Here is a 22705-nt window from a genome sequence, read left to right as displayed (position 1 = left end):
TAACAGTAAGGTTGCTAATCAAATGGCGAGGAGGACCTGAGTGACGGTGTCGGAGAACGGCGAGAGAGCGGCGGCCCTGACTCTGACGTCGGCGCTGGTCAGTGGGGTCAATGTGATCCGGGTGACGGGCCTGCTGGACGCGACGACCAGGGACCAGTTCGCCGACTACCTGGCGGCCGAGGTCGCCGAGCACGGCCCGGACATGGCGCTGGACCTGGGCGGGGTGACGTTCATGGACTCCCGCGCGCTCGGGCTCATCGTCCATCACTGGCAGCTCAGCACCAACTCCGGGGGGAAATTCGCCCTCATCGGCGTGGAATACGCCAAGACCAAGGTGATGTGGATCACCGGCCTGGCCCAGCGCCTGCCCCTCTACGACACGGTCGAGGACGCGCTCGCCGCGTTCGGTTAGCCCGCTCCCCACCCGCTCCCCCGCCGTCCGGCCCGGGTGTCCACGGCGCCCTGCGGCCCGGGGGTCCACGGCGGCCGGAGCTCCCTCCCGGCGGCCACGGCGCCGCCGCGACACGCCGGCCTCCCGGACAGCTCCCTCCCCCGGCACCTCGCCCCCGGGGCGCCGTCTCCCGGGCATCTCGCTCAGGGCCTCCCGGGCATCTCGCTCAGGGCGCCGTCCTCTCAGCCGGCTCGCCCGCCCCGGTTCCGCTGGTGCTCGTCGACCAGCAGCCGGGCCAGGTCGGCTACCTTCACCTGGTGGTGCTGGGAGATCCTGCGCAGTTCGTCGAAGGCGGCCTCGGCCGAGCAGCCGCTGGACTTCATGATGATGCCCTTGGCCTGGTCGATGATCGCCCGGCCGGCCAGCGCCTCCTGCATCTGGGCGGCGTCGGTCCTGACCTCGTCGTAGTCCCACATGTTGGCCAGCGCCACGCCCACCTGCTCGGCGAGCATGTCGGCCAGCGGGGGGACGCTCCGGGCCGCGAAGACGCCGGGACGCACGCCGTACAGGCCGAGGACCAGGACGGCGCGCTCGACGGTGATCGGCAGGGCCAGGACCGAGCGGATCCCGCAGCGGACCGCCATGCCGGCGTAGTCCGGCCAGCGCGACTCGCGCAGCACGTCCTGGATGATCACGTGACGGCCGGTGGCTCGGGCCTCGGCGGAGGGCCCCTGTCCCAGCTCACCCTCGCTGTCGACGAGCACGATGAGCTCGCTGTGCGAGGCCGAGACGACCAGGCGCTCGGCACGCCACAGCTCGGCCGAACCGCCCGCGCAGCCGGGCACGTCGCCGGCGAGGGTGGTGGTGAGCCCGCGCAGCACGCTCTCGCTCGAGGTCTCCTCGCTGACCCTGCCGAGCGCGGCGAGGTCCCGGGCGAGAACGGGAGTGACCATCTCCATGTCACGGAACCCCTTCCTGATTTCGCTAACTTAATCACTATCTGACCGCGCATCGATCCGACCCACCGGGTGGCGTACCGTCTACGACGGGGCCAGTCCCATCCCGGCCGCTGACGAGGACGAACATTGACCGACGCCATTGGCCTTCAGGCCCTGGAGCAAGCGCTGAGCGCGCTGACGACCAGGGTCTCCTCCCTGCGCGAGACCAGGTCCGCCTACCCAGCCGATCCCCGGTCCACACTCGACGCCGCGCTGGCGGAGCTCGACACCGCCCGCGAGCTGCTGGAGACGTCCCTGCGCGAGCTGCGCAAGGCGCCCAAGCGGTCCGGTGAGCGGGAGAGCGGGTCGCAGCGGGAGCTAAAGCTGCTGCGGCAGGTGTTCCGCACCTTCCCCGTCCCCGTGGTGGTGCTGGACGCCTCGGGGGTGGTCCGGCGCATCAGCGCGGAGACCTCCCAGATGTTGGGCAGCCCGGCCGGCTATCTGATCGGGCGCTCCTTCCCGCTGTTCGTCGACGTCTCCCGGCGCGCGGCGTTCCGCTCGCACCTGACGGCGGTGCAGCAGGGAGGGCAGACCGCGACGTTCCAGACGCGGCTGGCCCACCAGGGCCGCGCGCACACGGTGCAGCTCGCCCTCACCCGGCTGACGATGCCGGGCGAGCCGCAGGAGATGACCGCCGTCGTGATCCTCCCGCTGGAGGCTCAGGTGGCCGGCGCCCCCAGGGGACCGGTCGACCGGTCGGACGCCTCCCTGGTCATGGCCGCCGCCCGCCGCCAGGAGCTGCTGTCCGCGATGACCCGTCTGCTGCTCGACGAGGAGAGCCTGCGCCAGCCGGTGACCGTCACCCGGGCCGCACGGCTGCTGGCGGCCGAGAGCGCCGACTGGGTGATCGCCGACGTGGTCCGCGACGGCGTGCCCCGGCGGGCCTGCGTGCTGGGCCCGGGCGACAAGCCGGTGACCGACTTGATCCGGCTGATCGAGGGGATGACCCCGCTGACCGCGCCGGCCGTCGCCCACGTGCTGACCGGCGGCTCGGGCGTGGTCCACGAGATGCTGGAGGACGAGACGCTGCTCGGCGAGGTGCCCGGCGGGCCGCCGCTGCTGCGGGTCATGGGCGCCGCCTCGGCGCTGATCGTGCCGATCCAGGGTGACGGCGGCGCGCTGGGCGCCCTCACCCTCCTACGGCTGCGCGACCGCGAGCCGTTCTCCCTGGCCGACCTGGGCCTGATGGAGGAGATCGGCGTCCACCTCGGACTCGCCCTGCGCGCCCGGCGCAGCTTCCAGACGCGGTCCCAGGCCGCCGACGCGCTGCGCACCAGCGTGGTGCCGCGGAGCCTGCCGGACATCCCCGGATTCGAGGCGGCGGCGATCTATCACGCGGGCTCCAGCCTGGTCGGGGCCGAGTTCTACGACGTCTTCCCCGTGCGGGACGGGTGGGGGTTCGCCCTGGGCGGCGCGGCGGGCAAGGGCGAGGAGGCCGCGTCGGTCAGCGCCATGGTCCGCAACGGGCTGCGCGTCCTCAGCGTCTGGGAGTCCGATCCGGGCGAGGCGCTGCGCAAGCTGAACCACGCGCTGACGGTGCAGCACAGCGGCATGTTCGTGATGGCGGTGGCGGGGTTCATCCGGGCGCGCAGGATCAAACTGGCCAGCGCGGGGCACCATCCCGCCGCGATCCTGCAGTCCGACGGCTCGGTGCGGTTCACCGCCGGCGGCGGCGTGCCGCTCGGCATCGCCGCCGAGGCCGAGATGTTCAGCGAGGAGCTCACGCTGTCCTCGGGCCAGACGCTGGTCTTCTACTCCGACGGGCTGGTCGCCTCGCAGAACGAGCAGGGCGAGCCGTACGGCGAGAACCGCCTGGCCGACGTGCTCGCGCGCTGCGTGGCGCAGTCCCCGGCCACGGTGGTCAAGGCCGTGGAGGAGGACCGGCACGCCTTCTCCGGCGGACGGGTGTGGGACGAGATCGTGATCCTCGCCCTGCGCGCCGTGTGACTCACCCGCCCCGCGCCCCTCGCCCCTCGCCCTGCGCGCCGTGTGACTCACCCGCCCCGCGCGCCTCGCCCGCCCCACGGCGCGGTGCTCCCGGTGAGGCACGGTGCTCCCGGTGACTCGCGGCGCCCAGGACATCCGTGCCGACCTGGGCAGATGACCGGCAGGGGCGGGCACGGCCGGCGCCCGCCCCGGGAAACCGCGGCGGAGCGGGAGAAATTGAGGTTTGCCGGCGGCGGGAATCCGGGTATGTTTTCTCTCATACAGACGTGTGCCTAAGACGCAGGCACCCCTGAAGGAATCACAGGCTTTCCATGCCTATCTCCTCCCAGAGGTGTGCCGTGAATATTGCATTCGTCTCCTCCGACGCGCTGTCCTCCTCCCAGAGCCAGTCCGACATCGCCGCGCAGCGTGCCCACCTCCTCGCCGTCGCCCGCGAGCTGGGCCGGGAGCACAAGGTCACGATCTACACCCGCCGGCACTCCGACTCCGACAAGCCGCGGGTGCGGGTGTCGCAGGGGGTCACGCTGGAGAACCTGCCCGCCGGGCCGGCGGAGGACCTTCCCGAGGACAGTGTCCTGCCCTACCTGCCCGACCTCGGCGACCAGCTCATGCGCCGCTGGGGGCAGGACCGCCCGGACGTCATCCACGCCCACTCCTGGACCGGCGGCCTGGCCGCCATCGCGGGAGCCGACGGTCTCGGCGTCCCGTTCACCCAGAGCTTCAGCAGCGAGCACACCCACGACGCCAAGAAGGTCCGGGTGCAGCGCGCGATCGGCCGCCGGGCCAGCGCGGTGATCGCCGGATGCGGGGACGAGGAGTCCACGCTGATCCGGCTGGGCGTGCCGCGCCGCAACATCTCGGTCATCCCCTGCGGCGTCGACGTCGAGCGGTTCCGGCGCCAGGGCCCGGCCGCGGCCCGCGGCACCCGGCCCCGCCTGCTCCACGTCGGGCCGCTGACCAAGGAAAAGGGCGTCTACACCGCCATCCGCGCGCTGGAGGGCATCCCCGACGCCGAACTGCTCATCGCCGGCGGACCGGAGGCCGCGGCGCTGCCGCACGACGCCGACGCGCACCGCGTCATGCTGCTGGCCAAGGAGGTCGGCGTGGAGGACCGGGTCACCCTGCTCGGGCAGGTCCCGCACACCTCGGTGCCCAAGCTGATGCGCAGCGCCGACGTGGTCGTCTCGCTGCCGCAGGAGACCTCGACCGGCGTCGTCGCGCTGGAGGCCATGGCGTGCGGCGTGCCGGTCATCGCCTCGGCGGTGGGCGCCCACCTCGACTCCGTCGTGGACGGGGTGACGGGCCTGCTGGTGCCGGCGGACCGTCCGGCCCGGACCTCGCGCCTCATCCGCGAGCTGCTCGCCGACCCCACCCGGCGCACCGCGCTCGGCTTCGCCGGCGCCGACCGCGCCCGCTCCCGCTACTCCTGGGAGCGGATCAGCCAGGAGCTCGTCCAGGTCTACGAGAACGCGCTCGCCGCGCGGCACTGACCGGCCACACCTGCTGGGGTCCCCATACGGGGGCCCCAGTTCTCATGTCCGGCGTTCTCATGTCCGGCGCTTCCCTGCCCGGCTTTCAAGTCCGGCTTTCAAGTCCGGCTTCCCTGCCCGGTCCCGGGCGGTAGATCCGGCTGGTCCCCCGTCCCCTACCGTCCGTCGCACCGCACGGCAGCGCGGCGGCACGGCGGAGTCGTTCCGCTCCCTTACCCCTCGGCTCCCTTACCCCTCGGCCCGTCCCTGCTCGTCCTGTCCCGGCGCTGCTTGTCCCGGCCTTTCCTGTCCCGGCGCGGTACGGCGGTGCAGCAGAACGCCGAGGCCGGCGGCGGTCAGCAGGACGGCCCCGGCCAGGACGAGGATCACGGCGCCGCCGACGGCCCCGCCGGTCCAGTGCCAGACGGCCTCGGGGACCGCCAGCGTCAGCCCGGTCACGCCCGCGACGATCAGCACCCAGGCGCGTTCCCTGCCGTACAGCGCCAGGCAGGCCAGCGCGATCAGCGCGGTCACCGAGTAGCCCCAGGTCTGCTCATCCCACAGCAACGGCCACTGCCCTCCGGCCAGTGCGATGACCGCGCCCATACCCAGGGCGAGCGGGCGCGGGACCAGGCGCCCGGCGAGGGCGAGGGCCAGGACGAGCGCGCCCAGCGCGACGTAACCGGCCCCCCACGCGGCGCTCTCCGGCCGGGCGAACGCCTCCAGCAAGCCGGTGACGGCGACCAGAGCCAGGGCCCCGCAGGCCAGCAGGCCGACCGCGGTGGGCAGCGCCACGTAGGCGGCGGCCGCGACGGCCAGTCCCACCGCGCCACCGGCCAGCACCTCGTCGTGCTCGGCGACGACCCCCGCGCAGAGGGCGGCCGTCGCCGAGCCCAGCGCGGCGAGCGTGGCGGCGACCCTGCGCTGCACGGCGGCCGTCCGGCCGGTCGCCGTCCAGGCCATCCGGCCCAGCCAGGCGGCGGCCGCCAGCAGCAGGGCGGTGATGACCGCGAGCACCGCGATCCTCGCCGGTTGGGACATCCGGTCCCACCCCAGGCCGACGAAGGTGGCCGCCCCGGCGAGGACGAGCCCGCCGCCGACGTAGGAGACGATCTCGCTCCACCGCACGCCGCCGGCCGGCCGCTCGCGCAGGGCCTCGTGCACGGCCCGGGCGACCGGCTCCACCTGCTCGGCACGGAGCTCGCCGGAGTCCACCAGCCTCGACAGCGCCTGCCGTACCGGATCAGCGTCGCTCATAGGCGCATGCTCGCACAGACGGGAGCCGGGGAACACACCGGTCACCGGCGGCCCGAGAACGGCACATCGCTGGACCATGCGGGCAGAGGACAGCACATCGCTAGAGCAGGCGGGCCGCCTTGAGGCTGAGATGGACCAGCAGCCGGTCCTCGCCGTCGGCCAGGTCGCGGCCGATGAGCCGCTCGGCCTTGCCCAGCCGGTAGTAGAGCGTCTGGCGGTGCACGCCGAGCGCCGCCGCGGCCGCCTGGACCTGGCCCGCCCGGTCGAGGTAACCCTCCACGCTCCTGGCCAGCTCCGGGTCCACGGCCAGCCCGGCGGTCTCCCCCGCCAGCTCGCGCAGCTCGGCCTGGGACAGGCGGGCCAGCGTCCGGTAGACGCCGAGGTCGGACCAGGCCGCGACGGGGGCGAGGGCGGGCACCCGGTCGGCCACCCTGAGCGCCTGCACGGCCTCCCGCCAGCTCCGCCAGGCCTGCGCGGGGTCGGCCCGGGCGTCCCCGACCCCGGCGGCCGTGCCGTACATGGACTGGACCCGGCCGGCCAGCTGCCAGGCCTGGGCCGCCGGGGCGAGCAGCGCGACCAGCGGCTCCCCCTGGACGGGCAGGCCGGGGTCGGAGAGCACGCCGCGCGGGAGGGTCCAGAGCGCGGCCACCCGCTCCAGCGAGGTGCGGACGGCGATGGCGGTCACCGGGCCGTGCACGTCGAGCTGGGACAGCGCCCAGGAGCGCTCGTCGGCGTCGGGGGAGAACAGCTCCCGCAGGTTCCGGCCCAGGTCCTGGCGGCTGCGGGCCTCCTGGGCGAGCGCCGCGGCGACCCGGGCGACCAGGCCCGACACCGAGGCGAGCGCGTCACCGTCGAGGGTGCCGTCGTCCAGCAGCCACAGGTAGCCGTAGGTGACCTCGTGGTGGCGCAGCGGCACGCACACGCGGGCCAGGACGCCCAGCTCGGCGTCGGCGGGGATGCGGACCGGGCCGCGCGCGGCGGCGATGCCGTATCCCTCGAAGTAGGACCGCACCTCCTCCGTCGCGCGGCGGCGCAGGATCGACTCCTGGCGCACCACGTCGATGTCGCCGCTCTGCGCGGCATAGGCCAGGAGCTGGAACGAACGATCTTCAATCGTGGCGGAAGCCCCGAGCCTGGCGGCGATCTCGTCGACTGTCTCCTGCAACACCCTCCCATTGTTGTGCATCTGTATGAACAGCGGTTCCAGCGCTCGTGGCAGATGCACATGAGCCCTATCTGAACAGGGGTTTTAGTCTGAAAGCATGCTCGGTTCCCTTCTTCTCGCCGGTTCGCGGGTGCCGCTCGTCCGGCGCGCGGTGTCCGGCGTCCCGCTGACCCGCAAGGTCGTCGACCGCTTCGTCGCGGGCGAGACCACCCAGGACGCGGTCGAGGCCATCCGCCGGCTGACCGGCGCCGGTCTCGCCGTCACCGTCGACCACCTGGGCGAGGAGACCCGGGACGCCGGAGCCGCCGCCCAGACGGCGGACGCCTACATCGTGCTGCTCGACGCGCTGCGCGGGCTGGGGCTCGGCGACCGCGCCGAGGTCTCGGTGAAGCTCTCGGCGGTCGGCCAGGCGCTCGGCGGGGACGGCGACAAGATCGCTCTGGAGAACGCCCGCCGCATCTGCGAGGCCGCCCACGCCTCGGGGGCGAACGTGACCTTCGACATGGAGGACCACACCACGGTCGACTCCACGCTGGGCATCCTGCGGGCGGTGCGCGAGGACTACCCCTCCGCCGGCGTCGCCCTCCAGGCATACCTGTTCCGCACCGAGGCGGACTGCCGCGACCTGTCCCACGAGGGCTCGCGGGTCCGCCTGGTCAAGGGCGCCTACGCCGAACCCGCCACGGTGGCCCACCAGAACAAGGTCGAGGTCGACAAGGCCTACGTCCGCTGTCTGCGGATCCTCATGGCGGGGAAGGGTTACCCCATGGTGGGGACGCACGACGACCGGCTCATCTCGATCACCGAGACCCTGGCCGACCGTTTCGGCCGATCCCTGGGCGAGTACGAATACCAGATGCTCTACGGGATCCGCACCGACAAGCAGCAGGCCCTGGCCGGTGCCGGCCACACCATGCGCGTCTACATCCCCTACGGCGACGACTGGTACGGCTACTTCATGCGCCGCCTCGCCGAGCGCCCGGCCAACATCGCCTTCTTTCTTCGTGCCCTTGGAGGCAAGTGATGGATGCCATCTCCAACGTTCCTACCCCCGCCAACGAGCCGGTGCTCGGCTACGGGCCGGGCAGCGCCGAGCGTGCGGCGCTCGAGAACCGCGTCAAGGAACTGGCCGGAGCCCAGCTCGACCTGACCATGACGATCGGCGGCGAGCAGCGGATGGCCGGCGGCGCCTCCATCGACGTGGTCCAGCCGCACAACCACGCCTCCGTGCTCGGCCGTACGGCTGACGCCACCGCCGACGACGTGCGCGCCGCGATCGACGCCGCGCGCAAGGCCGCGCCCGCCTGGCGCGCCCTGTCGTTCGACGAGCGCGCCGCGATCTTCCTCAAGGCCGCCGACCTGCTGGCCGGGCCGTACCGGCAGACGCTGAACGGCGCCACGGTCCTGGGCCAGTCGAAGTCGGCGCAGCAGGCCGAGATCGACTCCGCCTGTGAGCTGATCGACTTCCTGCGTTTCAACGTGGCCTACGCGCGCCAGCTCTACAGCGACCAGCCGGTGTCGTCCCCGGGCGTGTGGAACCGGATGGAGTACCGCCCGCTGGAGGGCTTCGTCCTGGCGATCACGCCGTTCAACTTCACCGCCATCGCCGGCAACCTGCCGTCGGCGCCGGCCCTGATGGGCAACGTCGTCGTCTGGAAGCCCTCCCCCACCCAGCAGTTCGCCGCGCACTTCACCATGCGCCTGCTGGAGGAGGCCGGGCTCCCGCCGGGCGTCATCAACATGGTGACCGGCAACGGCGCCGCCGTCTCCGAGGTCGCCACGGCCCACCCGGACCTGGCCGGCATCCACTTCACCGGATCCACCGCGACCTTCCAGCACCTGTGGTCCACGGTGGGCGCCAACATCGCCTCCTACCGGTCCTACCCGCGCCTGGTCGGCGAGACCGGCGGCAAGGACTTCGTGCTGGCCCACCCCTCGGCCGACCCGGCGGTGCTGACCACCGCGCTGGTCCGCGGCGCGTTCGAGTACCAGGGGCAGAAGTGCTCGGCGGCCTCCCGCGCCTACGTCCCGCGCTCGGTCTGGTCGCTGATCCGTGACGACCTCGTCGGCATCTCCGAGTCGCTGACCGTCGGCGACGTGGCCGCCGACATGTCGACCTTCATGGGCGCGGTCATCGACGGGCGGGCCTTCGCCAAGCACAAGGCCGCGATCGACCGGGCCCGCGGGCTCGACTCGATCAACGTGCTGACCGGCTCCTACGACGACTCCACCGGCTACTTCGTGAAGCCGACCATCCTGGAGTCGGCCGACCCGACCGACGAGATCTTCACCAGGGAGTACTTCGGTCCGATCCTCGGCGTGCACGTCTACGACGACGCCGACTTCGACGCGGTGCTCGACCAGATGGAGAGCGTCTCCCCGTACGCGCTGACCGGTTCGGTCATCGCCCAGGACCGCTACGCGATCGCCTCGGCGTCGGAGCGGCTGCGCTTCGCGGCGGGCAACTTCTACGTCAACGACAAGCCCACCGGCGCCGTCGTCGGCCAGCAGCCCTTCGGCGGCGCCCGCGCCTCGGGCACCAACGACAAGGCCGGCTCGATCTTCAACCTGATCCGCTGGGTCAACGCCCGCACGATCAAGGAGACGTTCGTCCCGCCGGTCGACCACCGCTACCCGCACATGGGCTGACCTCCCGCGGCCCGGCCGGCGGCGGCCCGGCCCGAGAGAGCCCGGCTGTTCGAACGGCACCGCCGAACAGCCCGCGGTAGACGACGACGCCCGGGTCTCGAATTTCGAGACCCGGGCGTCGCTCGTTCACTCCGCCTTCACTTCGCCGGTCACAGCCACGGCATCGACCCCACCCACACCGCGCCGACGTCGAGCCGGTACCGGCCGGGCCCGTACGCCGCGCGCAGCAGGTGGACCGGTACGACAACCGGTGCCTGCTCCTGTTTGGAGCTCTTCGCCTGGATCACCCGCTGCAACATCCGGCACAGGCAGTCGGCCTTGAGTCATCTCAGCTTGATCAACTACGGGCAGTGCTCCGATAAGGTCCTGCTCGTAGCAGGACGGCCGATGCCCGCCTTATGGGGATCCCGGCGGTAAGCGTAATGCGATCAGTACGGAGGATGCCGTGCCCCCGCTCGTGTACGTCGATCACGCTTCCGCTGTCACGCGATCACCGCGACGGGCACGGGCATGGAACCGAATGATCATGGTGGTGGCCGCAGCCGTGATGGCCTTCGCCGGATGGCAGAACCGGTGGATCAGCGACGACGGCCTCATCGCCGTGCGGACCGTCCGGCAGTTACTCGCGGGCAACGGACCGGTCTTCAACATCGACGAACGCGTCGAGGCCAACACCAGCACCGCCTGGACCTATCTGGTCGCGGTGGTCTCCTGGCTGAGCCGGGGCGACGTGGCCTACGTCGCGGTGTTGCTCGGCCTCGCGTGCACAGTCGGCGCCATGTTGTTCGCCGTAGCCGGTACCGTGCGCCTGCACGGCGGCTCGCACTGGTTGCTGCCCGCCGGGGTGCTGATAGTCCTCGCGCTGCCGCCGTTCTGGGAGTTCGCCACCTCCGGCCTGGAGACCGGGCTGGTGTTTCTATGGATAAGTTCGTCCTGGTGGTTGCTGGTCCGGGCGGCTCCGGGAGGACCTGCGCTCCCCCTGGTGCTCGTCCTCGGTCTGGCGCCGCTGGTCCGGCCGGAGCTGGTCCTGGCCTATCCGGTCTTCTTCGGCGCGCTGCTCGTGCTGCGGCGGCCGGGGTGGCGCACCGTCGTCCGCTGGTTCATGATCTCCCTGGCCCTGCCGGTGGCCTACCAGATCTTCCGAATGGGCTACTACGGGCTCCTCGTACCCAACACCGCCCTTGCCAAGGAGGCCGGCGAGAGCCGGTGGGCACGCGGCCTGATCTACGCCGGGGACACCATGCTGACCTATCAGCTCGCGGGCCCCCTGCTGGCGGTGATCCCGCTTTCACTGTGGGCCTGCCGTACGCGCCGCGACCTCATCGTGTCGGCAGTCCCGCTCACGGTCGGGCTGCTGATGCTGCTGTATGTCCTGCGGGTCGGTGGCGACTTCATGCACGGCCGGATGATGCTGCCGGTTCTCTTACTTCTCCTGCTTCCCGCCATGGTTCTGCCGCTGCGCGCCATCGCCGCGCTCGCCTGTGCGACTGTGGCGCTGTGGGCCGTGGTCTGCGCCGCGGTGCTGAGCGTGCCGTACGGGCAGGCCGTCGGGCCGGACGGGATCGCCGACGAACGCGGTTTCTACGTACTCGAGACCCGGGACCCGCATCCGGTCACCGCCGAGTCCTACGTCCGCGCCAGGCCGGCCCCACTGAGCACGGAGAACGCCACTGGCTTGCACGTGCCTGACATGGGGCCGGTGCCGCTCCGCGCCGACCAGCCCGCGCGCCTGGCTGTGGCGGGCAAGGTTCTGGGCACACTGAGCGCGTCGTTCCCACTGGACGTCCTCGTCATCGACCAACTTGGCCTGGCCAACGCCCTCGGCAGTCATATGGCGACGGCCTGCGGGCAGCGGGTCGGTCACGAGAAGCCGCTTCCCGCCGAGTACGTCTTCGCCGACTACATGGCCCCGGGGACTCCGCTGCCGGACGAGCGGTTCCGGGCCGAGGTGGACCGGATCAGGGGTGAGATGGCCACCGGCGGGTTCCGGGACCTGCTGGACGCCGCGAGGGCCCCGCTGACGCCGCGCCGCTTCTGGGACAACCTGGTGGGCGCCCCGGCGCGCACGGCCTTTCGATTCCCCACCGCGAACGCCTCCTGCCCGTCGTGAGCACTTACCTGGGCTCACAGGGATTTCCGTACGAAGTATTCCGCCACGATCCGGGTGTGCAGCGGGAAGGCCAGCTCCCGCGGCCCGTCGATCAGCAACCACTCCGTCGTCTCGGCCGTGGACGCGACCGGCGGGAGGGCTGCCGAGCCGATCCGCGGCCCCACGGCGAAGATCAGCACGGTGCCGTCGGGAGCGCTGAGCACATCGAACAGCCGGACGTCGTCCGCGTCGACGACGACACCCGTCTCCTCCCGGAGCTCTCGGACGGACGCCTGCTGCCAGGACTCGCCCATGTCGATGAAGCCGCCGGGCAGGGCGAGCCCGCCGCGGTGCGGTTCGATGTCACGGCGGACCACGAGCAGGCTGTCGTCCACCGGCAGCACCATCACCGCGACCGGCAGCGGGTTGAGGTAGACGGTGTTCCGGCAGGCGGAGCAGGTCCGCGGCCAAGCCTGGCCGGAGGCGAACGCCTCACCACAGAAGGAGCAGTGCGAGTTCCTGACCGTCACGCCTGTGAGACTAGACCAGATGGGTACGGGTCCCGTACGGGAGCCTCCGCAGGCTTGACGGATCCTTGATCCCGCGATGCCGGGAAGCCGGAGACGGCACGGAATCGCGTCCGGCCGGTCAGGGAGGCCACAGAGGCGGAGGGGGCGGAGGGGGCGGAGGGGCTTTCCCCTCACCGGTGCTCCCGGGCCGTGGACGGCTCAGGCCAGGGTCATGACGCACGGGACGGACAGGCGCAGGGACTGCGCGACGACGCGGTACCGTTCGGTCAGCTCGATCAGCCGTGTCCGCTGCTCCTGGGTGAGGTCGCCCTCAAGCTCGAAACTGAGCCGTATCCCCGCGAAACCCACCGGGGCGTCCTTGCTGACGCCGAGCGTGCCGCGGAAGTCCAGATCGCCCTCGGCCCGGAGGGAGCCCCCGCGGACCGGGTGGTCCAGGGCGGTGGCCACCGCTCTCAGCGTCACTCCGGCACAGGCCACCAGGGCTTCGAGCAGCATGTCACCCGAACAGGCGAGGGTGCCGTCACCTCCGATCGCCGGGTCTTCCCCTGTCACCCCGTACCGACATCAACGACGCCGCGCCCGCCCGGGTCCTCACCCCGCCGTCCCGGCGTGTCCAGAACTCACGGCCGGCTGTTCCCGCAAGGGACTCCGGATCGGTGCCGCCCGGACCCCATACCCGGTGGACAGGCCCGGCATGCCCGGCATACCCGGTGAACAGGGCCGACGTCCCAACCGTCCGCGACGTCAACGCTCCGCAGGTCCGTCCGGGAGCGCGCGGGCGGCCTCCCGGCGGGTGAAGCCGGCGCGGTAGGCGCTGGGGCTGACGCCCAGGCGCCTCAGCAGGTGCTGGCGCAGCGAGTCGGCGCTGCCCAGGCCGCTCTGCCGGGCCACCTGGTCCATGAGCAGTGCCGTGGTCTCCAGCAGCTCCCTGGCTCGCTGGACCCGCTGGTGGAGCAGCCACTGCAGCGGGCTCAGCCCCGTCTCGGCGTGGAACCTGCGGGTCAGGGTCCGCACGCTGGTGCGCGCGTGGGCCGCCAGGTCGGTCAGGATCAGCGACTCGTCTTGACCAGGCCCTCGTCGAGATGGCCGGGCGGTAGGCCTGAACGATGGCACGCACGGACAGATAGGCGGGACCGGTTGGGGTAGGGCGACCCGCGTGAAGGGAGCACCCCATGAATGATCACCGGACCGCCCCTGAGTCGATGGGCGAGAACGACGTCGTGGACCTGCTGCTGCGACAGCACGCGCTCATCCGGGACCTTTTCGACGAGGTCGAGAACGCGCCCGCGGGCGAGCGCGCGGAGCCGTTCCAGCGGCTGGTGCGGCTGCTGGCCGTACACGAGACGGCCGAGGAGGAGGTCGTCCACCCCTACATCCGCCGTAAGATCGACGGCGGTGAAGCCGTCGTCGAGGACCGGCTGGCCGAGGAGAACGAGGCCAAGCAGCTCCTCGCCCACATGGACGAGGCGGGGGCGGACGACCCGCGGTTCCTGGCCGATCTCACCGCGCTGCGCGCGGCGGTGACGGCCCACGCGAGTGCCGAGGAGCGCTACGAGTTCGCCCAACTGCGCGCGCGGACCACCGAGGCCGAGCGCCGCGCGATGGCGGCCGCGGTGAAGGCCGCCGAGGCGCTGGCGCCGACCCACCCGCACCCGGGTGTCGAGTCGGCGACCAAGAACCTGCTGGTCGGCACGCCGATCGCGATCATGGACCGGGCCCGCGACGTGATCCGCAAGGCCATGGGCAAGGAGAACTGACAGACCCCTCTCCGGGGCGGTACGGCCCGCGCCCCCGATCCACGTCGGGCGCGCGGGCCGGCCGCCGGGTGGCGGATCCGCCGGGCACCGCACTGGACCGGCTTCCCGGGGGTAGGGGCGCGGGATGCGAACGACACAGTCCCCGCGGGGCGTCTGGCCGGTGATGTACCACCAGTGGTCTCAGATGACCTTCGTTCACTGGCGCTACCCCTCCGCCCTGGTCCAGCCGTTGCTCCCCGACGGGCTCACGGTGGAGGAGTTCGACGGCTCGGCCTGGGTCGGTCTGACGCCCTTCCTCATGGAGAACGTACGAGTGCCCGGAGCGCCGGTGCTGCCGTGGCTGTCCACGTTTCCCGAGACGAACGTGCGCACGTACGTGAAGGACGCGTGGGGGCGGAGCGGCCTGTGGTTCCTGTCGCTGGACGCCGGGCGCCTCCTCCCCGTCATCGGCGCCCGGGCCGGCTACCGGCTGCCCTACCACTGGTCCGACATGTCGGTGCGCGTTGAGGGCGGACGGCGCGTCTACCGCTGCCGGCGCCGCCGGCCAGGGGGCTCTGCCGGCGCCCGGTGCGACGCCGACGTGGAGTGGGGCGCGCCTCTGGCCGACTCCGAACGGGACGGGCTGACGGACTTCCTCACCGAACGCTACCGGCTGTTCACCGTCATCGGCGGCGGGCTGGCCCACGCCGAGGTCGAGCACCGGCCGTGGCCGCTGCGCCGCGCCCGGCTGACACATCTCGACCAGGGGCTCCTGCAGGCGGGCGGGCTCACGGCCCCGGACCACGATCCGATCCTGCACGCCTCCCCGGGAGTACGGGTACGGGTGGGAATGTGGAGCAGGAGCCGGCCGTAGTGCCCGACCTCTTGAGGCGGGAGTGCCGGGCCGTTGCCACGGAGCGGGGATCAGGGGTTCATGGGCCGGTAAAGCGCTGCCTCCGGTCGTTTTGTGATCTGCGCTCCGGACTTACCCGGGGTGAACAATCGTCTCTGTACGGAGGCCGTCGACGGACGTGGGTGGTCGCATGCAGGCGGAGGTGATGTCGTGAACGCCCAGCGCGGCACGGCGCGGATGCTGAGCGGACTGCTGGAGGCCGGCCACCTGATCGCGCTGGAGCGGCTGCCGTCCCTGGTCGCCGTGCACGCCGCCCACGCCGGCCTGGACGAGGTGCTGATCTACCTGGCCGACCTGCAGCAGAACGTGCTGCGGCTGCTGACCGGCCATGGCGAGGACGCCGGCGGGCAGGGCGGGGAGAGCGGCCAGGAGACAGCCGGGCGGATCGACGAGCTGCAGATCGACGGGACGCTGGCCGGACGGGCTTTCCAGCAGATAGAGGTGCTTCCCCGGTCCGGCGCCGGCGGCGAGGCCGATCACTGGTGGGTGCCGCTGCTGGACGGCACCGAGCGCCTCGGGGTGCTGCGCGTCAGCGCCTCGGACGCCGACGAGACGACCCGGGAGGCGATGCGGGCCCTGGCATCGCTGGTGGCGTTGCTGGTGGTCAGCAAACGCCCCTACAGCGACTCCTACGCCCGGCTGGTGCGCACCCGGCCGATGCATGTGGCCGCGGAGATGCAGTGGAACCTGATGCCGCCGCTGACCTTCGCCAACGCCGAGGTGGTGATCAGCGCGGCCTTGGAGCCGGCGTACGAGGTCGGTGGGGACGCCTTCGACTACGCCATCGCCGGCGACGTCGCGCATCTGGGGATCTTCGACGCGATGGGCCACGACGTCTCGGCCGGGCTGACCGCGAGCCTGGCCGTGGCCGCCTGCCGCAACAACCGGCGCCGAGGAGCCGGCCTGGCCGAGAACAGCGAGATGATCGAGGCCGTCCTGATCGCCGAGTTCGGCCGGGCGACCCGGTTCGTCACCGCGGTCCTGGCCGACCTGGACACCTCCACCGGAGTGCTGAGCTGGGTCAACCGCGGCCACCATCCGCCGGTGGTGATCCGGGGCGGCCGGTGGATCACCATGCTGGCCTGCCGGCCCGCCCACCCCCTGGGCCTGGACCTGGGCATCCCGGTCGCCTTGTGCCGCCAGCAGCTGGAGCCCGGCGACCGGCTGCTGCTCTACACCGACGGCATCACCGAGGCCCGCAACGCCTCCGGGCAGGAGTTCGGCCTGGAGCGCTTCGTCGACTTCATCATCCGCCGCACCGCCGACGGCCTGCCGGTCCCCGAGACCCTGCGCCGTCTCACTCACAGCGTGCTCGACTACCACGACGGCCGGCTCCAGGACGACGCCACCGTCCTGCTGACCGAATGGCAGGGCACCGCCCAACGCCGGCTGCGCATGTGACGGGCCCGGCGTCCCCGGCCCGGCGCGCCGTCCCCGGGTCCTCACGCTCTCCGGGGCGGATGTCCGCGGCCGAGGAAGATCACTCGTTCACCGTCTCGGCGGCGGCCTGTCCCGCGGAGCCGTGCCCGCCGCCGGGCGCCTCCAGCGACCTGCGGGCCGCCTCGACCTGCGGCGGCAGCCTGCGGCGGCCCGCCAGCGCCGCGGGCAGCCTGGGGACGGCCTCCCACAGCCCCCGCCGCCCCGCGGGGCCACCGCGCGCGGCGGCGGACGCCGTGCGCGCGACCACCGGCCACGGCCGCCGCAGGACGGCGGTGAGCACCGCGTTGCGGGCGGCGAGCACCTGCCTGCCCCGGGGGTCCCGCGAGGGCGAGGGATGGTGGTGGGCGACGACGTCCTCGACGTAGGCGAGCCCCCAGCCCGCCGCCGCCAGATCGAGGGCGAGGCGCTCCTCCTCCCCGAAGAAGAAGACGACCCCGTCGAAGCCTCCGGCGGCGAGGTACGCCTCCCGGCGCACCACCGCGCCGCACGCCAGAAACCCCAGAACACTCGGGCCGGGCAGGTCCGGCTCCCTGCCGAGGGGGGAGGCCGCCATGTCCGCACAGACCGGATCCGACCGCTCCTGCGGCCCGACCAGCACGCGTCCGGCCAGCACCGCCAGGCGAGGATGGGCGTCGAGGACGTCGGCGGCGCGCTCCAGCGCGCCGGCCGCCCACCAGGAGTCGTCGTCGGCGAAGGCCACGTAGGGCGTCCCCGCCAGCCGTACCCCGAGGTTGCGGGCGGGCGCGCCGAGGTTGCGCCCCAACTCGACGACCTCGACACGGGGGAAACGCCGCCGCACGGCGGCCGCGCTCCCGTCGGTCGAACCGTTGTCGAGCAGGATGACGGGCCCCTCGTGACGGGGCAGCGAGCGTTCCAGGTCGTGGCGGCGGTCCCGGCTGGCCACCACCACCGTCACCCGCGCCGGCCGGCCCATCCAGCCGACCCACCGGACCGCTCGGGCCCGGAGACTCTCCGACTCCCCCGTGGCATGCTCTCGGCCTCCGTCCCGCGACGGTCCGCACCGTGGCCCGTCTCGCGTCCCTCCTGCCGCGGGAGGGCCGGCGGAACGTCCGTACGGCCGGTATCTACCCCGCTGAACACCGAAGACGCCGTCGGCGGCCGGCGGACGCGCTGATGCCGGCCGAGCCACCCTGGTCATATGCTCGGGATTAGCGGGTTCCGTGAGGTGTTCGCATCAGCCGTCGTGGTGATCGGCGCAGCGGGCCTCCTTCGAGAGGCGACCGGCCTGAGGGAGCAGCCGCGTCGCGTGCGTCCACTCGCGGGGAGGAGGGCGACACCATGACCGATGCCCGGCAGGTGCGCGACGGATACACCGCCGCGTTCAACGATCACGACCTGGACGCGCTGCTGCGCACCGTCAGCCCGACCGGGGTGACCGTCAGCCCGGAGGGCCTGTCCCAGGGGCGCGAAGAGCTCGCCTCGTACTTGGAGCAGTTCTGGGAGGCCTTTCCGGACGTCCGCGCGGTGGTCACGGAGTCGTTCGACGTCGGCGACGCGGCGATCGACGAGCTGCTGATGGTCGGCACCCACAAGGGACCGTACGTGTTACCCGATGGCCGGGAGATCGCGGCGACGGGCCGCTCGGTGTCGCTGCGCTGCTGTTACGTCTGCGTGGTCGAGGACGGGCTCATCGTGAGCCTGCGCCTCTACTACGACCAGTCGGAGTTGCACGCCCAGCTCGGTATCTCCTGCGGGTGACCTCCGGCACGGCCCCGGGGAGACGTCCCCGCGCGGGCTCGGGCGGCGCGGTCACGGCCGGGTGGCGGACCGGGCGGTGGACTGCCGCCGGACCAGGTTCACCGCGATCGGCGAGAGACGGCCGGGCCGGCCCGCGGCGTCGGGCGGATTGAGGATCGGAGATTAGATAGGTTAGTCTTACCTAACTTCGAAAGCTCGGGCTGCGACCCGCGCGGCCTCCCGCCTCGGCCCGATCCTCGATCCAGCCGTCCCCCGCGGCGGCCGGGCGTGGCCGCGCGGCCCATGAAGCACAAGGATTCACCGATGCCGTTCAGGTTCGCCCGCGCGCGCCGCCGTGCGCTCTCCCTCTCAGCAGTCGTCGCCGCGGCCGCCCTCGCCCTCGGCGGTTGCTCCGCGGCCGAGGAGAAGCCCGCCGCCGCGGCGCCGGCGGGGACCGGCGGCTCCGCGTTCCCGGTCACGATCGACAGCGCGCTGGGCCAGGCGAAGATCACGCAGCAGCCCCAGCGCGTCGTCACCCTCGGGCAGGGGTCGGCCGAGACCGCGATCGCGCTCGGCTTCACGCCGGTGGGGATCGAGAGCTACGCCTGGGGCAGTGACAAGACCGGCTACCTGCCGTGGATCCACGAGGCGGTGACCAAGGCCGGCGGCACGCTGCCGAAGCAGTTCGCCGGCGGCGAGGACATCGACTTCGACACGATCGTCGAACTCGACCCGGACGTGATCCTGGCGCCCTGGTCCGGCATCACGAAGGAGCAGTACTCCGTCCTGTCGGGCATCGCGCCGACCGTGGCCTACCCGGACCTGCCGTGGAGCACGAACTGGGACCAGCAGATCGAGATCATCTCCAAGGCGCTGGGCAGGCCCGCCGAGGCCCAGCCGCTGATCTCGAAGGTCAGGAAGCAGCTCGCCGACGCGGCCGCGACCCGGCCCCGGTACAAGGACGTCACCTTCTCCTACATCTACACCACCGGCCCCGGCACCCTCGGCGTGTTCAAGCCCGAGGAACAGCGGGTCGAGATGGTCTCCTCGCTCGGGCTCACCGTCGACCCCGTCGTGAACTCCTTCAAGGAGACCGAGGGCACCGACTCCGCCCTCATCGGCCTGGAGAACGCGCAGAAGCTCGCCGGCAGCGACCTGGTCTTCACCTTCTACACCGACGAGAAGACCCGCAAGGAGATCGAGGCGCAGAAGCTGTACGCGGCGATCCCCGCGGTCAGGCGCGGCGGCGTCGTCTCCAGCGACGACACCCCGTTCGTCACCGCGTCGTCGATCATCAACCCGCTCACCGTGCCGTGGGTGATCGACCGCTACCTGCCGCTGATCGACAAGGCCGTCGCCACCATCGACCGCTGAGATCCCCGGCTCCTCGATGAGCACCGCCACCCATGCCCTGCCGGGCGGCGCCGGCGCCCCGCGCGCCGGCGCCGCCCGGCTGGCGTGTTCCCTGGTCATCGGACTCGCCGTACTCGCGCTCGCCATGCTCGCGAGCGTCGCGTTCGGCAGCCATCCCACCTCGCTCCCGGACGTCCTGGACGTCCTGGCCGGCACCGCGGACCCCAACACCGCCGCGGTCGTCGAGAGCCGCTACCCGCGGACCGCGCTCGGCCTGCTCGCCGGCCTCGGCCTGGCCGTCGCGGGTACGCTCATGCAGGGCGTCACCCGCAATCCCCTCGCCGACCCCGGGCTCCTCGGCATCACCGGGGGCGCGTCCGCCGCCATCGTCACCGCCCTGGCCTTCCTCGGCGCGTCCGGCCAGTCGGCCGCCGTGTGGTGGGCCCTGCCGGGGGCGCTCCTGGCGGGACTCCTGGTCCATGTCATCGGTTCGGCGGGCTCCGGCGCCGGGCCGGCGCGGCTCGTCCTGGCCGGCGCGGTCGTCTCGGCGATCCTGACGGCCTACGTCCAGGCGGTGGCGCTGAGCAAGCCGCAGGTCTTCGACGGCTACCGCTACTGGGTGGTCGGCGCGCTGGGCGGACGGGACTTCGAGGTCCTGGTGTCGGTCCTGCCGCCGGCCGCCCTCGGCCTGCTGCTCGCCGTACTGCTGGGGCCGGCTCTCAACACGCTCGCGCTCGGCGACGAGTCCGCCTCGGCGCTCGGCGCCAACCCCGCGCTGACGCGTTCGGGCGGGCTCCTGGCGGCGACGCTGCTGAGCACGGCGGCGACCGCGGCGGTCGGTCCCATCGCCTTCGTCGGCCTGGCCGTCCCGCACATCGTCAGGGCGCTCGTCGGCGTCGACATCCGCGTGCAGATCGCGTTCTCGGCCATCGTCGGCCCCGCCCTGCTGCTGCTGGCGGACGTCGCGGGCCGCGTGGTCCTGCGCCCGCAGGAACTGATGGTCGGCGTGGTGACCGCGCTCGTCGGGGCGCCGGCGCTGCTGCTGGCCGTACGCCGGATGAGGGGCACCGCATGACACGGACCCGCCCCGCGTCCCCGCGCGGCTACGTCACGATCGGCCGCGCGGTGGCGATCCCCGCCGCGCGCATCCCCGTCATCGCCGGGACCGTCACCGTGTCGCTCGTCGTCGCCGCCGCCGTCGCCACGCTGACGCTCGGACGGCTCGGCATCCCCCTCGGCGACCTGGTGGGCGCTCTCACCGGGGGCGCCGAGGGGAAACAGGCGTTCGTGCTGGAGCGGCTGCGCGGCCCGCGCCTGAGCGTGGCCGTCGGCGTCGGAGCCGCGCTCGGCCTGTCGGGAGCGCTGTTCCAGACGGTCACCCGCAACCCGCTCGGCAGTCCGGACGTGATCGGGCTGAGCGCCGGCGCCGGGGCGGGCGCCGCGGTCGCCGTGCTGCTCCTGCCCGGCGTGCTGCCGGCGCCCGCCGGCGCCCTGGCCGGCGCCGTGATCGCCATGGCGCTGGTGTACGTGTCGACCGGGACCGGATTCCGTAACCCCGGCCGCCTCGTCGTCGCGGGCATCGGCGTCCACTCGATCTCCACGGCGTTCATCCAGTACGTCGTCTACGCCGTGGAGCGGGACAAGGCCACCGTTCTCACCGCCTACGTCAACGGCAGCCTGGCGGCACGCTCGTGGGAGCACGCCGCCACGGTCTGGGTGATCCTCCTGGCCGTGGCGCCGCTCGTCGCGCTCATCGCCCGGCGTCTCGACATCTCCGAGCTGGGTGACGGGCTCGCCGCCGGGCTCGGCGCCGAACCGGAGCGGACCCGGGCCGTCGCCGTCACGCTGTCGATCGTCCTGTCGGCCGGCGCCGTCGCCGTCGCCGGGCCCATCGCGTTCGTCGCCCTGACCGCCCCGCAGATCGCCAGACGGCTCACCCGCGGGCCGGGCCCGCATCTGACGCTGTCCACACTCGTCGGCGCGCTGCTGCTGGTGCTCGCCGACCTCGCCGCGCAGCAGTCGCCGATCCCGGGCAACCTGCCCGTCGGCATCTACACGCTGGCCGTCGGCGGGCTCTACCTGGGATATCTGCTGACCCGCGAATGGAGAAAAGGAAGCCTATGAGCAGCCGGGCAGTGCCACGCGAGACCGGACTGGGCGCACGGGACGTGACGATCTCCTACGGCGGCGCCCCTGTCGTGCGCGACGTCAGCCTCGACATCCCGCACGGCGGGTTCACCATGATCATCGGACCGAACGGGTGCGGCAAGTCGACCCTGCTCAAGGCACTCGCCCGCACCCTGAGACCCGGACGCGGACGCGTCCTGCTCCACGGCCGGGACATCTGGTCGTACCGGGGGAAGGAGGCCGCCCGCCACGTGGCCCTGCTGCCGCAGAACCCGATCGCGCCCGACGGCATCACCGTGGGCGGCCTGGTACGGCGTGGCCGCTATCCGCACCACACGCTGCTCCGTCAGTGGTCGCCCGACGACGACACCGCGATCGGCTCCGCCCTCGAACGGACGGGCATGCACGGGCTCTCCGAGGCGCGGGCGAGCGAGCTGTCCGGCGGTCAGCGCCAGCGCGCGTGGATCGCCATGGTGCTCGCGCAGCAGACGGACCTCCTGCTGCTCGACGAGCCGACCACCTTCCTCGACATCTCCCACCAGTACGAGCTGCTGGAGCTCTGCCGCGAGCTGCACGAGGACGGCAAGACCGTCGTCGCCGTCCTGCACGACCTCAACCAGGCCGCCCGCTTCGCCTCCCACCTGATCGTGATGAACGAGGGGCGGGTGTTCGCCGAGGGGCCGCCGTCGGAGGTGCTGACCCCGCGACTGGTCGAGGACGTCTTCCGGCTGGCGTGCGACATCGTGCCCGATCCCCGGACGTCCACCCCGATGGTGGTCCCTCACTCCCGCCGGCCCTGAGGACGTCGTGGCCGAGGGGCGCGGGTGGGTGGCGGCACGGCGTCCGGTCCTACCGGTCCCGCCCGGTACGGGGATCGTCATGTGATCCAGCCGGTCACCCCGAGTCATGTGATCCACTCGGTCACCCTGATGTGAGACGCTTG

The 22705-nt window shown here is 72.5% G+C and carries 22 protein-coding genes; 14 read left to right on the top strand and 8 right to left on the bottom strand.

What is annotated here, in order from left to right; all coding sequences use genetic code 11:
* Nucleotides 1–40: 40 nt before the first annotated feature.
* Nucleotides 41–412, top strand: a complete 372-nt coding sequence (locus J2S55_RS06545; protein ID WP_306858048.1) for an STAS domain-containing protein — start codon at nucleotides 41–43, stop codon at nucleotides 410–412.
* Nucleotides 413–633: 221 nt separating this feature from the next.
* Here the strand turns inward: J2S55_RS06545 and J2S55_RS06540 are convergent, their stop codons facing one another.
* On the bottom strand, nucleotides 634–1350 hold the full coding sequence (locus J2S55_RS06540; RefSeq protein ID WP_306858046.1) for a GAF and ANTAR domain-containing protein: 717 nt from the start codon (nucleotides 1348–1350) through the stop codon (nucleotides 634–636).
* Between the two features lie 126 nt (nucleotides 1351–1476).
* Here J2S55_RS06540 and J2S55_RS06535 point away from each other — a divergent pair, with 126 nt between their 5' ends.
* The gene (locus J2S55_RS06535; protein ID WP_306858044.1) at nucleotides 1477–3336 is read left to right on the top strand and encodes a SpoIIE family protein phosphatase; all 1860 of its coding nucleotides are present in this window, start codon (nucleotides 1477–1479) and stop codon (nucleotides 3334–3336) included.
* Between the two features lie 338 nt (nucleotides 3337–3674).
* Entirely contained in the window at nucleotides 3675–4826 is a 1152-nt protein-coding gene (locus J2S55_RS06530) for a glycosyltransferase (protein ID WP_306858042.1), read from the top strand.
* Nucleotides 4827–5054: 228 nt separating this feature from the next.
* Here the strand turns inward: J2S55_RS06530 and J2S55_RS06525 are convergent, their stop codons facing one another.
* Nucleotides 5055–6062, bottom strand: a complete 1008-nt coding sequence (locus J2S55_RS06525) for a hypothetical protein (protein WP_306858040.1) — start codon at nucleotides 6060–6062, stop codon at nucleotides 5055–5057.
* A 100-nt stretch (nucleotides 6063–6162) separates the two neighbouring features.
* Complete coding sequence (locus J2S55_RS06520; RefSeq protein WP_306858038.1) at nucleotides 6163–7230, bottom strand: PucR family transcriptional regulator; 1068 nt, start codon at nucleotides 7228–7230, stop codon at nucleotides 6163–6165.
* 94 nt (nucleotides 7231–7324) lie between these two features.
* Between J2S55_RS06520 and J2S55_RS06515 the strand changes: the two genes are divergently transcribed.
* Both J2S55_RS06515 and pruA read left to right on the top strand, forming a co-directional pair.
* Nucleotides 7325–8251 (top strand): proline dehydrogenase family protein, encoded by a 927-nt coding sequence (locus J2S55_RS06515; RefSeq protein WP_306858036.1) that lies wholly within the window; start codon nucleotides 7325–7327, stop codon nucleotides 8249–8251.
* Entirely contained in the window at nucleotides 8251–9876 is a 1626-nt protein-coding gene (pruA, locus tag J2S55_RS06510) for an L-glutamate gamma-semialdehyde dehydrogenase (protein ID WP_306858034.1), read from the top strand. Before J2S55_RS06515 ends, pruA begins: the two co-directional genes overlap by 1 nt.
* Before the next feature lie 149 nt (nucleotides 9877–10025).
* Here pruA and J2S55_RS06505 read toward each other — a convergent pair whose 3' ends face one another.
* On the bottom strand, nucleotides 10026–10175 hold the full coding sequence (locus tag J2S55_RS06505) for a hypothetical protein (RefSeq protein WP_306858032.1): 150 nt from the start codon (nucleotides 10173–10175) through the stop codon (nucleotides 10026–10028).
* A 221-nt stretch (nucleotides 10176–10396) separates the two neighbouring features.
* Here J2S55_RS06505 and J2S55_RS06500 point away from each other — a divergent pair, with 221 nt between their 5' ends.
* Nucleotides 10397–11986 carry an arabinofuranosyltransferase AftB family protein gene (locus tag J2S55_RS06500; protein WP_306858030.1) on the top strand — a complete coding sequence of 530 codons (1590 nt, stop codon included), beginning with the start codon at nucleotides 10397–10399 and terminating at the stop codon, nucleotides 11984–11986.
* Between the two features lie 14 nt (nucleotides 11987–12000).
* Here J2S55_RS06500 and J2S55_RS06495 read toward each other — a convergent pair whose 3' ends face one another.
* From J2S55_RS06495 to J2S55_RS06485, 3 genes are all read right to left on the bottom strand, one after another.
* Nucleotides 12001–12495 carry an NUDIX domain-containing protein gene (locus J2S55_RS06495; RefSeq protein ID WP_306858029.1) on the bottom strand — a complete coding sequence of 165 codons (495 nt, stop codon included), beginning with the start codon at nucleotides 12493–12495 and terminating at the stop codon, nucleotides 12001–12003.
* A gap of 198 nt (nucleotides 12496–12693) precedes the next feature.
* On the bottom strand, nucleotides 12694–13047 hold the full coding sequence (locus tag J2S55_RS06490) for an OsmC family protein (RefSeq protein WP_306858028.1): 354 nt from the start codon (nucleotides 13045–13047) through the stop codon (nucleotides 12694–12696).
* A gap of 192 nt (nucleotides 13048–13239) precedes the next feature.
* The gene (locus tag J2S55_RS06485; protein ID WP_306858027.1) at nucleotides 13240–13608 is read right to left on the bottom strand and encodes a helix-turn-helix domain-containing protein; all 369 of its coding nucleotides are present in this window, start codon (nucleotides 13606–13608) and stop codon (nucleotides 13240–13242) included.
* A gap of 59 nt (nucleotides 13609–13667) precedes the next feature.
* Here J2S55_RS06485 and J2S55_RS06480 point away from each other — a divergent pair, with 59 nt between their 5' ends.
* The 3 genes from J2S55_RS06480 to J2S55_RS06470 all read left to right on the top strand — a co-directional run bounded on the left by J2S55_RS06480 (nucleotide 13668) and on the right by J2S55_RS06470 (nucleotide 16545).
* Nucleotides 13668–14252, top strand: a complete 585-nt coding sequence (locus tag J2S55_RS06480; RefSeq protein WP_306858026.1) for a hemerythrin domain-containing protein — start codon at nucleotides 13668–13670, stop codon at nucleotides 14250–14252.
* A gap of 124 nt (nucleotides 14253–14376) precedes the next feature.
* Nucleotides 14377–15105 carry a YqjF family protein gene (locus tag J2S55_RS06475; protein WP_306858025.1) on the top strand — a complete coding sequence of 243 codons (729 nt, stop codon included), beginning with the start codon at nucleotides 14377–14379 and terminating at the stop codon, nucleotides 15103–15105.
* A gap of 189 nt (nucleotides 15106–15294) precedes the next feature.
* Nucleotides 15295–16545, top strand: coding sequence for a PP2C family protein-serine/threonine phosphatase (locus tag J2S55_RS06470; RefSeq protein WP_370879596.1), 1251 nt, complete (start codon nucleotides 15295–15297; stop codon nucleotides 16543–16545).
* Between the two features lie 79 nt (nucleotides 16546–16624).
* On the opposite strand, the gene J2S55_RS06465 is transcribed toward J2S55_RS06470, so the two are convergent.
* Entirely contained in the window at nucleotides 16625–17518 is an 894-nt protein-coding gene (locus tag J2S55_RS06465) for a glycosyltransferase family 2 protein (protein ID WP_306858024.1), read from the bottom strand.
* 365 nt (nucleotides 17519–17883) lie between these two features.
* Between J2S55_RS06465 and J2S55_RS06460 the strand changes: the two genes are divergently transcribed.
* The 5 genes from J2S55_RS06460 to J2S55_RS06440 all read left to right on the top strand — a co-directional run bounded on the left by J2S55_RS06460 (nucleotide 17884) and on the right by J2S55_RS06440 (nucleotide 22562).
* On the top strand, nucleotides 17884–18303 hold the full coding sequence (locus tag J2S55_RS06460; RefSeq protein ID WP_306858022.1) for an ester cyclase: 420 nt from the start codon (nucleotides 17884–17886) through the stop codon (nucleotides 18301–18303).
* 303 nt (nucleotides 18304–18606) lie between these two features.
* Nucleotides 18607–19656 (top strand): iron-siderophore ABC transporter substrate-binding protein, encoded by a 1050-nt coding sequence (locus J2S55_RS06455; RefSeq protein WP_306858021.1) that lies wholly within the window; start codon nucleotides 18607–18609, stop codon nucleotides 19654–19656.
* 16 nt (nucleotides 19657–19672) lie between these two features.
* Nucleotides 19673–20710 carry a FecCD family ABC transporter permease gene (locus tag J2S55_RS06450; protein WP_306858020.1) on the top strand — a complete coding sequence of 346 codons (1038 nt, stop codon included), beginning with the start codon at nucleotides 19673–19675 and terminating at the stop codon, nucleotides 20708–20710.
* A complete protein-coding gene (locus tag J2S55_RS06445) occupies nucleotides 20707–21759 on the top strand; it encodes a FecCD family ABC transporter permease (RefSeq protein ID WP_306858019.1) in 1053 nt (350 codons plus the stop codon). The genes J2S55_RS06450 and J2S55_RS06445 overlap by 4 nt, the downstream gene beginning before the upstream one ends.
* Nucleotides 21756–22562, top strand: coding sequence for an ABC transporter ATP-binding protein (locus J2S55_RS06440; RefSeq protein WP_306858018.1), 807 nt, complete (start codon nucleotides 21756–21758; stop codon nucleotides 22560–22562). The genes J2S55_RS06445 and J2S55_RS06440 overlap by 4 nt, the downstream gene beginning before the upstream one ends.
* Nucleotides 22563–22705: the final 143 nt, after the last annotated feature.

Origin of the sequence: Streptosporangium brasiliense, from assembly GCF_030811595.1 — a bacterium.
Taxonomy (GTDB): domain Bacteria; phylum Actinomycetota; class Actinomycetes; order Streptosporangiales; family Streptosporangiaceae; genus Streptosporangium; species Streptosporangium brasiliense.
This window is presented reverse-complemented; position numbering and strand designations above follow the sequence as displayed.

Excerpts from the sequence above, each read along its gene's own strand:
- J2S55_RS06540 (WP_306858046.1), bottom strand. The coding sequence starts at position 1,350 with ATGGAGATGGTCACTCCCGTTCTCGCCCGGGACCTCGCCGCGCTCGGC.
- J2S55_RS06525 (WP_306858040.1), bottom strand. The coding sequence starts at position 6,062 with ATGAGCGACGCTGATCCGGTACGGCAGGCGCTGTCGAGGCTGGTGGAC.
- J2S55_RS06515 (WP_306858036.1), top strand. The coding sequence starts at position 7,325 with ATGCTCGGTTCCCTTCTTCTCGCCGGTTCGCGGGTGCCGCTCGTCCGG.
- pruA (WP_306858034.1), top strand. The coding sequence starts at position 8,251 with ATGGATGCCATCTCCAACGTTCCTACCCCCGCCAACGAGCCGGTGCTC.
- J2S55_RS06505 (WP_306858032.1), bottom strand. The coding sequence starts at position 10,175 with ATGTTGCAGCGGGTGATCCAGGCGAAGAGCTCCAAACAGGAGCAGGCA.
- J2S55_RS06500 (WP_306858030.1), top strand. The coding sequence starts at position 10,397 with ATGATCATGGTGGTGGCCGCAGCCGTGATGGCCTTCGCCGGATGGCAG.
- J2S55_RS06480 (WP_306858026.1), top strand. The coding sequence starts at position 13,668 with ATGAATGATCACCGGACCGCCCCTGAGTCGATGGGCGAGAACGACGTC.
- J2S55_RS06475 (WP_306858025.1), top strand. The coding sequence starts at position 14,377 with ATGCGAACGACACAGTCCCCGCGGGGCGTCTGGCCGGTGATGTACCAC.
- J2S55_RS06465 (WP_306858024.1), bottom strand. The coding sequence starts at position 17,518 with ATGGGCCGGCCGGCGCGGGTGACGGTGGTGGTGGCCAGCCGGGACCGC.
- J2S55_RS06460 (WP_306858022.1), top strand. The coding sequence starts at position 17,884 with ATGACCGATGCCCGGCAGGTGCGCGACGGATACACCGCCGCGTTCAAC.
- J2S55_RS06455 (WP_306858021.1), top strand. The coding sequence starts at position 18,607 with ATGCCGTTCAGGTTCGCCCGCGCGCGCCGCCGTGCGCTCTCCCTCTCA.
- J2S55_RS06450 (WP_306858020.1), top strand. The coding sequence starts at position 19,673 with ATGAGCACCGCCACCCATGCCCTGCCGGGCGGCGCCGGCGCCCCGCGC.
- J2S55_RS06445 (WP_306858019.1), top strand. The coding sequence starts at position 20,707 with ATGACACGGACCCGCCCCGCGTCCCCGCGCGGCTACGTCACGATCGGC.
- J2S55_RS06440 (WP_306858018.1), top strand. The coding sequence starts at position 21,756 with ATGAGCAGCCGGGCAGTGCCACGCGAGACCGGACTGGGCGCACGGGAC.